The sequence below is a fragment of the Bartonella sp. MF74HXZ genome (assembly GCF_042194445.1).
GTDB classification, from domain to species: domain Bacteria; phylum Pseudomonadota; class Alphaproteobacteria; order Rhizobiales; family Rhizobiaceae; genus Bartonella; species Bartonella grahamii.
Window position 1 is genome coordinate 261,608 of the sequence record NZ_JBHIMW010000004.1, and the last position, 8,766, is coordinate 270,373.

Annotated in this window: 5 protein-coding genes; 3 read left to right on the forward strand and 2 right to left on the reverse strand. The window is 36.0% G+C overall.

From position 1 onward, the window contains the following. Nucleotides 1-177: 177 nt before the first annotated feature. The 3 genes from ACFIJ8_RS05380 (at nt 178) to ACFIJ8_RS05390 (ending at nt 6,452) form a co-directional block, all read left to right on the forward strand. Nucleotides 178-684, forward strand: a complete 507-nt coding sequence (locus ACFIJ8_RS05380; RefSeq protein ID WP_375628929.1) for a hypothetical protein — start codon at nt 178-180, stop codon at nt 682-684. 2,881 nt (nt 685-3,565) lie between these two features. Further along, nucleotides 3,566-4,009 carry a hypothetical protein gene (locus ACFIJ8_RS05385; protein ID WP_273788466.1) on the forward strand — a complete coding sequence of 148 codons (444 nt, stop codon included), beginning with the start codon at nt 3,566-3,568 and terminating at the stop codon, nt 4,007-4,009. 1,684 nt (nt 4,010-5,693) lie between these two features. Beyond that, nucleotides 5,694-6,452, forward strand: a complete 759-nt coding sequence (locus ACFIJ8_RS05390) for a DUF4167 domain-containing protein (RefSeq protein WP_375639163.1) — start codon at nt 5,694-5,696, stop codon at nt 6,450-6,452. Nucleotides 6,453-7,739: 1,287 nt separating this feature from the next. On the opposite strand, the gene ACFIJ8_RS05395 is transcribed toward ACFIJ8_RS05390, so the two are convergent. Together ACFIJ8_RS05395 and ACFIJ8_RS05400 are read right to left on the reverse strand one after the other, a co-directional pair. Next, on the reverse strand, nt 7,740-8,189 hold the full coding sequence (locus tag ACFIJ8_RS05395) for a hypothetical protein (protein ID WP_273788468.1): 450 nt from the start codon (nt 8,187-8,189) through the stop codon (nt 7,740-7,742). A gap of 43 nt (nt 8,190-8,232) precedes the next feature. Further along, on the reverse strand, nt 8,233-8,598 hold the full coding sequence (locus ACFIJ8_RS05400) for a hypothetical protein (protein ID WP_273788469.1): 366 nt from the start codon (nt 8,596-8,598) through the stop codon (nt 8,233-8,235). Between the last annotated feature and the right edge of the window lie 168 nt (nt 8,599-8,766).

The window sequence follows — 8,766 nt, forward strand, 5'->3', positions numbered from 1 at the left end:
TGAGGTTGTCTTGAGGTTGTCTTGAGGTTGTCTTGAGGTTGTCTTGAGGTTGTCTTGAGGTTGTCTTGAGGTTGTCTTGAGGTTGTCTGAGAATGTCTGAGGAATGCAAGAGCCGTACAACGGAAAAAGATATTCAAATGCTTAATACGCGTTTAGCTTATCAAAAAGGGGGATATAATGGCACTTTTTCCATTTTCTATTGCTGATATTGATGATCCTGAATGTATTCGTGTGGTTCTTTATGCTAGCGGAAGAATGGGACATGCTCCTTTAAACGCATTGTTGAAGAAAGCATATGAAGATATTACAAAAATTTCAAAGCGCATGGATGCTTTAGCAAAGCGCATGGATGTGTTAGAAAAAAAATTAAATACTCTAGATCCTACCAAGGTCGAACAGAAAAAAAATACGAAAAAAGAGAATCAAGACAGTATTAATAATGTTGTGAGTGCTGGAATAACGGCATCGAGCAGTATTGTGAGCGGATCAGACATTAAAATAGAAGCATTGTCCGCTGGAGACATATTTTTTTCTCCAATAAACGAGACGCCAAAAATAGACTACAGCTCTTTTGTTTCAAAACTTACAGCACAGGAGCCGCTAGAAATACACAGTAATGTTAGTCAATACATGGGTGTTGAGCAGTCTAGAGGGATTTCTTCTTTGTTTAAAAAGGAAAAATAGAAAAAAGCAGTCTATCGCAATTTTAATTTGTCAAAAATCCCATAAAAAGAAAGTTTTAATTGTCATAAGAACAAAAGCAGAAAAATTCCTATAAGAAAAAATGTGTGTCATTATATCTTTTCTTATAAAGAAGAGCAATGTTGTACTGTTGGAGCAGGCTTGAAAGAGAAATTTTCACTTGTTTTCTTATCAAACAAGATTGTACAAGCGGTTGTTGATTTGTCTTATCTTGCTTATGCTGTAAATACTGTCCTTTCAGGTGTGATGATATAAGGTAAACCTCTTTGTAAGAGCTAAAATAACACAAAAAGTGTTTTTAAAGGCGTGCCAAATATTTAAGGCAGGGCTTATTTGTTGAGCTTTAAGTTTAAGTAAATCACATGTGGGAAAGCTAAATGGACCCCGCTATAATCCGAGCTATTAATAGATTAGATTAGGTGAAGCTTCGTCTTTTGAAGTGGTGGATGCAAGTTAAGAAAAACCAGCTTTTACAAGCGTAAAAGAACGGGTTTTATTATAATTATGTACTTAAATCATGTGTGTTTTTCATGGATGATATTGAAATAAAACTACAAAGTATTTTGATTTTAGAAAGTGCGTTGTTGCAAATCACTTCCATTAATACGAAGGCGTCATTATTTATACTCTTTTTGGATAAGTTTTATAAATATAATTAAAAAGCTTGCAATATTATACAATTTGTGTATAAGTATTTATTATTGATTTCTTTTGTATTTTATTTAATTATATCTCTATTCATAAGCCGCGCCATTTAAAGGTGCGGCTTTTTTTTGTCTAATAGCAGGGGGGCTATATATCTATTATTGAGGTGGCTTTGGATGTTTTTTTCATTATTCGCATCATTGTATTTTGTGATTTCGTTTTGCAGTGAAATCTCTAAATTCTTGTGTGTTTTATCCCAGTGAGGAAGATTCAAAATAAAAATGCAGGTATCTGTTTAGTTTCTTTGCGTTGATTATAATGGGGGGCGTTGAATAGTTAAAGAATGTTTGTTACTGTTTGACGGAGAGTGGTATGGGGTGAAGTGTAAAATGGTGGCGCACTTGAAGGGCAATTATTATGCATGCCCGCATGATCAAAAATGCAAATGTGTCTTTTACAGTGTTTGTTGATCTCGATTAGAAAGTCCATTCTTTTCTTTGTTTGGAGTTTTACATCAATAATTTCTTATCTTGTTGTCGTGCTGCTTTTTGAGAGTGCTGTGATAGAAGGCATGTAAGTTTTATATATTGAAGTGTTTGTGTGTGGTGAATATGAGGGGTGTTTTTTTCGTCATGTGATGAACTCTTCGGGCGGTGGGGATTTTGTCCATAAAGCGTTATAAAATATCGCTTTTTGTTCTATGGTGATAGAGATCCCATGAGGGGCAAAGACAAAGGGGAAAGTCAAGTGGATTTTGCGAGCTAATCATGTAAACTGGAATGAATTCCATGCGGATATAAATCAGGTTCTGTTTGTTGCATATAGCGCTATTTGTTGCATAACTTGTGATAGCCAATTCTCTAAATAAGGGGATTTGACCGGTAGCAGAAAAAAGGAATCATTACGAGACAGAAAGAGTGCTTGTTTCAGAATGTCTAATGCTTTTGCATGACATAAGGAACGCGAAACTCTGTCACGCCTTCCTTTCATATTTTCAAGTCTAGGGTTATCCATATATTTCCTTCAACTTGATCTTTATGCATAGGACACAAGGGAATTGGATGCAAGGGAATTGGATACAAGAAATTGGGATGAATATTTTTGGGATAAGCAAAGCTAATATGTTACGCTCGTTGTTTTACAGCGCGTTTGATAAAAAGCTAAGACATCTTTCCAATCCATTATGTGTGTAACTTTAAGGCCTTGTTTTCTTAAGAGAGTACAGAGCTTTTTTATTGCTTGTCAAACAACATCAAATTTCAAAGCTGTAGCATGTTTGAGAGAAAGAAGAATGAGAGCCTTACGGATTCAGAAGGGCAAAACTCTCTGAGCGATTCCAGCTTTTGTAAGCTAGACTTTATGTATGTCAGATGAGGGCTGTATTTGAGTGATTTCTGAAATAGGAAGACAGCCTTATTGAGAAAAATATAAAGGCATATTAATCACTCGTCGTGCTATCATCTTTTTGCTTTATAATTTTCAAAACTATCTATAGCGATATTATTTAAATAATAAAGATAATGCCTTATGCCATTGTGTATCGCGTGTCTTTTTGGGATTATGCCTCTCACATAAAAACAGAATGCTCAAAATACTAAAATATTATTTGTCTTCGAATATACATTTATTGCATATTCACGGACTTGTTTTAAAGAGATATCTCCCTTATCTTTATGCTTCATAAAAGTGCAGACTGGTATTCTCATACACTTTTTCAGCTCCTAATAGTATGAAAGTCTTGGTTCGTGAGACGCTTTATAAGAGGCATATGCCTTTTTTGTACAGTTTTTAATCCACATGCCAGCTTCGCTTGTAACTTGCAAGCGACATGGTTTTGATCGTTTCAACAGAAAACAAATTTAGGATGAGAGAAACTTATGGTATTCAGGTCTCTTATTCGATATGAAAAACAACAAATACTCTTTATAAATCAATGTGATGTGTCTTAAAGAAGACGAATTGTTTATAGCGCCACATGGATGAAGAATCTTCGTCTTTTAAGGTAGTGAAAGAAAATTATAATCCCTATTTTTTCATAAAGGGCATGAGAAAAGTGTTTCACAAAAATTTTATACGATAAAAATTATACGATAAAAAAGAGTCTTTTGACATAAGAGTCTTGATCGTTTGCCGCTATAACCTGTATTGTGTACACAGATACTTCTATCATTTTTTGCTGTAAAAGCTTCTCTTGGGATGTTTAAAGGGTGCAATCTTTATGGAAAAAAGAATTCGTGCAAGGCAAAAGGCTTATTTTAAAAGATTATATCGCAAGATTGCTTTTGTTTGCATAATACTTTTTTGTATAGTGATTTTGTGTTTTGTTGTTGCAAAGGTGATCAGTTATTTTTCTTCTCATAAAAAAATAACACAACAAGCACCCGTTGAATTGGTTATTCCTGTTTTTGATCTGCGTGTATATTGCAAGGAAATTTCTGCTTCCGTTATGCCCGATATGAAAAGAGAAGTTTATCAGCATTGTCTTAATTTGGAAAGTGAGGCCTATTTTGCTATTCGTGAAATGTGGGATCAGCTTTCTGATACTGCAAAAAAACAATGTTTGACGTTGGTACGACCTGGGGATGGAAATTATTTTCTCTTACGCGATTGTTTTCTCAATGAAAAAGAAAATAAAAAAGGCAAAAGACGCAATTACTTTTAAGTTTTTATACGGAAAGTTAAAAGGATGCGAATTTTGATGAAAAGATAAAAACCCCTTAAATTACGATCTGCCTCGAGACCAATAGAAATTTTATTTATTTATCTTGTTATATTGCACTTCTTATTTAAGGTGTGGCGACATAAGGCATGGATGTCTCCTTGAAATGTTTAAGGGGGCGTGGTGGAGTTTTAGGAGGATTTGTTGAGCTTTTTTAAGGGAAATAACAGGCGTGGGAAATCCATTTCGTAATGGCTCTGGTGAAGGGTATAATGGTAAAGCCCCTATGAAGTGTATAAAATTTATAGAGCATATTCATCTTTACGTTTCAAACAAAAGTAAGCCCCAAGTACCACTTACACTTTGCGAGCTTTCAATGGTGTTTGCTGACAGCTCTTGAGCCTTAGAGATGGTTCATAAGAGGCACTTTTAGCCTTTCTTTATCGTTTTTACTCCACACAGGCTTTTCCGCGTGTAACATGAAAGAAAAAGAGATTGATTCAATAGCAAACAGATTGAGGATGAAAAATCCTAGGGTATTAAGTTTTCTTACTCAACACAAAAAATATGAATGATCATTATAAATCAATTCAGTGTACGAATTTTACAAGAATTTTGATTGTTGACAGAGCAGTGTGACTTGAGAACCTTCGTTCTTTGAGGGCGTAAGTCAATAGAAATGACAAAAATGAGTAAAAAAGAAACATTCCTTTTATAAACATTCAAGGCTGCTTCATGCGTAAAGTGCTGTGCTGGGTTTACAAATGTGCTTGTTTTATAATTCCAGTTTTCTTTATCAGAAAAGATAAGAGAGGAAATGCGTTATGCCATTCTTATTGATAGTTTTTGAGGAGAGCATGTTTTTGAGAAGAAGCTGATTTTTAGAAAAGTGTGACATATTGGTCATTTTTTTATAATTTTATATTTTTTTTGTATTTAAATATTTTGCTTTTTAAGCTCAATTTGTTATAAATAAAAACTGTGATTAATTTAAAAACTCCATGGGTTAAAATAGAAATTGATAGTATCTGGCTTATTTAGGAAAGAAGATTAATCTCTTGGTGATTATAGGGCTTGAATAATACTTCGTATTAATCTATCTATAAAGATCAAGAGGTTTTGTGAAGCGATCGTGGATTATCGCTCGCAAGGGGTTGCTTTAGCGATGAAGAGAGGCTATATTCATAAAATAAAGAGGTTCGCGCAGTGACTCGTTGGGATGGAAGTGCTTGTGAGTTAAATGCACGAGGGGGTAGAGGATATCGGCGTTTTTAGGAGCGGTGGTTTTAGAGCAAAAAAGGAAGCTTCTAATATTCTCTGGCAGGAATTTTTCTTTGTCAGGTGTGTTGTATGTGTGTTTTCCTTTTTGTTTTCCACAAGATAATTATTTTTTTAGTGAAATATGGTTTATTTTAAAAAAAACACTTGGCATTTTATGTGAACATCATTAGGTTTCTGCTGTTTAACAGAGAAAGAGGGAATTTTTGATTTACGATTTCCCTGCTGTTTTATGATTTTCAAGAAAATATATGCTTTTATCAATATCAGTAGGGTTCGTTTGAGTAAAATAAACGCGGATAGCTTGATAACCGTATGTTAAAAATGATTAGCATTATCAAAAGGTAATGCAATGAGGAAGAGTCAATTAAGACATACATTAAGACAAACACTCCAAAAAGGGATAAAGATGAGGCCACAACAAAATAGACGGGTACGCGGTCGCAATAATAACAATAATGGTAATAACAATAATAATCGTCGCGGTCCTAATCCGTTGTCTCGTAATTATGAAAGCAGCGGTCCGGATGTTAAAATTCGCGGGAATGCTCAGCAAATTGCCGATAAATACATAAGCCTTGCGCGTGATGCACAAGGTGCGGGTGATCGTGTTATGTCGGAAAATTATTTACAACATGCCGAGCACTATTTGCGTATTATTTTAGCAGCAGCTGGGCAAATGTCTCAATCGGCTCGACGTGATGAAAATCGTGGTGATGAAAATCGTGATGAAAACAACGAGCAAGAATGCGGTGAAATAAATCTTGACGGTGAAAAAAAGGATGCTGTCGAGGGTGATACAGATGTATTACAGATGCCGTCGCAAAAAAATGGCAATGGCCAATATGCTAAAACGCAAAATGGGGATGCGCGTGAAAATGCTTTAGAGGCTCTATCGGATGAAAAAACGGATCAAGAGCACTGTCTCTCTGAGAAAAATGTTGAACCTGTCAAAAAAACACGCCGTTCTCCCCGTCGACGTACTGTACGGACCCAACAAGATGAATCATCTCTTGAGCTTTCACTTACAACAGCAGAAAGCACGAGCAATGGAGATGCATCAACAGCAACAAAAGAGGTTTCTTCGTTGCCTGGATTAGGTGAGGGAATACAGAGAAAAACGCGCCGTCGCCGAGTGGTCAATCTTGAAGCAGAGGAAAATGTTTAAACCTGAAGGGTGCTGTTTAAGCGCTTGTGGTGATGTTATTAGTATCATGATGGTAAATTATATATGCTCAAGAAGCTTTTTGCGCTTCTTTGAATTTTCACGGTCAGTCCTAGGAACTTAACGAAGGGTGTCGACAGACAAGATTGCCTCTTTGCTGGGATTTAAGTAAGGGGATACAGAGAAAAGCACGCCGTTGCCTAAATGGTCACATCTTGAAGCAGAGGGAAAATGTTTAAACCTGAAGGGTGCTGTTTAAGCGCTTGTGGTGATGTTATTAGTATCATGATGGTAAATTATATATGCTCAAGAAGCTTCTTGCGCTTTCTTTGAATTTTCACGGTCAGTACTAGGAACTTAACGAAGGGTGTTGACAGAAAAGATTGCCTCTTTGCTGGGATTTAAGTAAGGGAATACAGAGAAAAACGCGCCGTCGCCCAAGTGGTCGTATCTTGAAGAAGAGGAAAATGTTTAAACCTGAATGATGCTGTTTAAGCGCTTGTGGTGATGTTATTGGTATCATGATGGTAAATTATATATGCTCAAGAAGCTTCTTGCGCTTCTTTGAATTTTCACGGTCAGTCCTAGGAACTTAACGAAGGGTGTCGACAGAAAAGATTGCCTCTTTGCTGGGATTTAAGTGAGGGGATATAGAGAAAAGCACATCCGTGTATTTTAAGAGACAGTTCTTGTATAAAGAACGCAATGTCGTTGTTTTATTTATTGACACTTATATTTAATATTGTTCAATGTATTTATGCCCATTTTGCGATGGTGCTCATAAATTCTATCATGTGAAATACATCGGTTATCTTTGCTTAATAAAAGATGTAAGCTGGGCGTTATTGCTTTAATTTTCAATGTTGCAACAGTTCTTCTTTTGATACCGGATCATTCATAAGAGGTATTTTTATTCATCCATTTCCTTGCTGGGATATGTGAGCAAATGATTTTGATTAAGTTCCTCATGAACAGATTTGAAGGGGGAGAATCTTACAGTATTTGAGGTTCTCGTTCGACATGCAAAATAAATGATCACTATAAATTAATTATGTTGAATTTTTGCATTCAAGAAGATGCATTTCTTGTACATTCATTAGAATTTTCCTAAGCGATGTCAGTTTGCTTAAGCATGGGAATGCGTTGATAGAAAGGTTTCTTCTTTTCCGAGATTAGGTCAGGAGATACAGAGAAAAACGCGCCGTCGCCCAAGTGGTCGTATCTTGAAGCAGAGGGAAATGTTTAAACCTGAAGGGTGCTATGTAAGCGCTTGTGGTGATATTAGTTTGCTTAATGAGGCATTGTTTTCGATATTTCTTTTTTTGTTTCAACAGAAAGAACGGCGATTAATGCACCGGTGTGATAATTGTAAATCATAAATTTTGTTTGTCCATCAGGGGTTAAAACTTTCAGTACAATATTGTGTTCTGAGAGGCTTTGCGACAAAATCTGTGTTTTTTCCGGTAGAGAGAGCGTATGATGGATAACGTGTGGGGTTTTGCTGGGAGAGGAAGATAGCTCTGTTTGTTTTGGCGCTGATCCGGTTGCTACCACTTTATAAACAATTAAAAACAGTACGGTTAGAATAAGGAAAAGCGTTATTAAAACGGAAATAATCATTAAACCCATAAGTTTTTTTCTCACTCGTTCTACAGCAGGATCTAAAGGGAGATCTTGAGGCAGAGAGTTTTGCTCTGTGTGATGGTCTTTTGAAGGTTGCATGCGCTTATTATCCATCATGTCTTTCATTGAGTATTTTTTGAGATCTGATGGGTTTATGCTTTTAAAGTTTTTTGTGCAAGAGGTTTGTGGAAGAAGAATGCAAAAGAGGAAGCGATGTTGGTAAAATACCTTCTTTCTGGACTGTAGATATCTTGTTATCTACGTTTTGGCTTTTAAGCAGGAAATTTCCACGGTTTGTTACAGACCAGATCAACTTTACTTCTTGTTGATGTAAATCCGCATGGACGTTTATACATTGAGCAAAAATTTGTTGTCCAGAAAATGAAAACTTTTTTGTGGACGGTATCATGGATTGTTCACATGCTTGAGCCGTTGGATAGATTTTAACCATTGTATTGTTCGAATAGCAACTATTAAAATCATCTGTACATGAAACTAATAAGAGGATAAAAACAAAGGGATTCATCAATCATTTTCCAAATGAGAGGTTGACAGCATGGGCTCCAATTTGTCAGCCTAGGGGCTTCTTCACTGTTAAACGTTTTTACAGTTTTTTAGTTCCTCCTTTGAGATGTCCGTTCCTCCTTTGAGATGTCCGTTCCTCCTTTGAGATGTCCGTTCCTCCTTTGAGATG

Bases quoted from the DNA above. Each gene is read 5' to 3' on its own strand.
- ACFIJ8_RS05390 (WP_375639163.1), top strand. From the start codon at position 5,694: ATGAGGCCACAACAAAATAGACGGGTACGCGGTCGCAATAATAACAAT.
- ACFIJ8_RS05380 (WP_375628929.1), top strand. From the start codon at position 178: ATGGCACTTTTTCCATTTTCTATTGCTGATATTGATGATCCTGAATGT.
- ACFIJ8_RS05395 (WP_273788468.1), bottom strand. From the start codon at position 8,189: ATGATGGATAATAAGCGCATGCAACCTTCAAAAGACCATCACACAGAG.
- ACFIJ8_RS05400 (WP_273788469.1), bottom strand. From the start codon at position 8,598: ATGAATCCCTTTGTTTTTATCCTCTTATTAGTTTCATGTACAGATGAT.
- ACFIJ8_RS05385 (WP_273788466.1), top strand. From the start codon at position 3,566: ATGGAAAAAAGAATTCGTGCAAGGCAAAAGGCTTATTTTAAAAGATTA.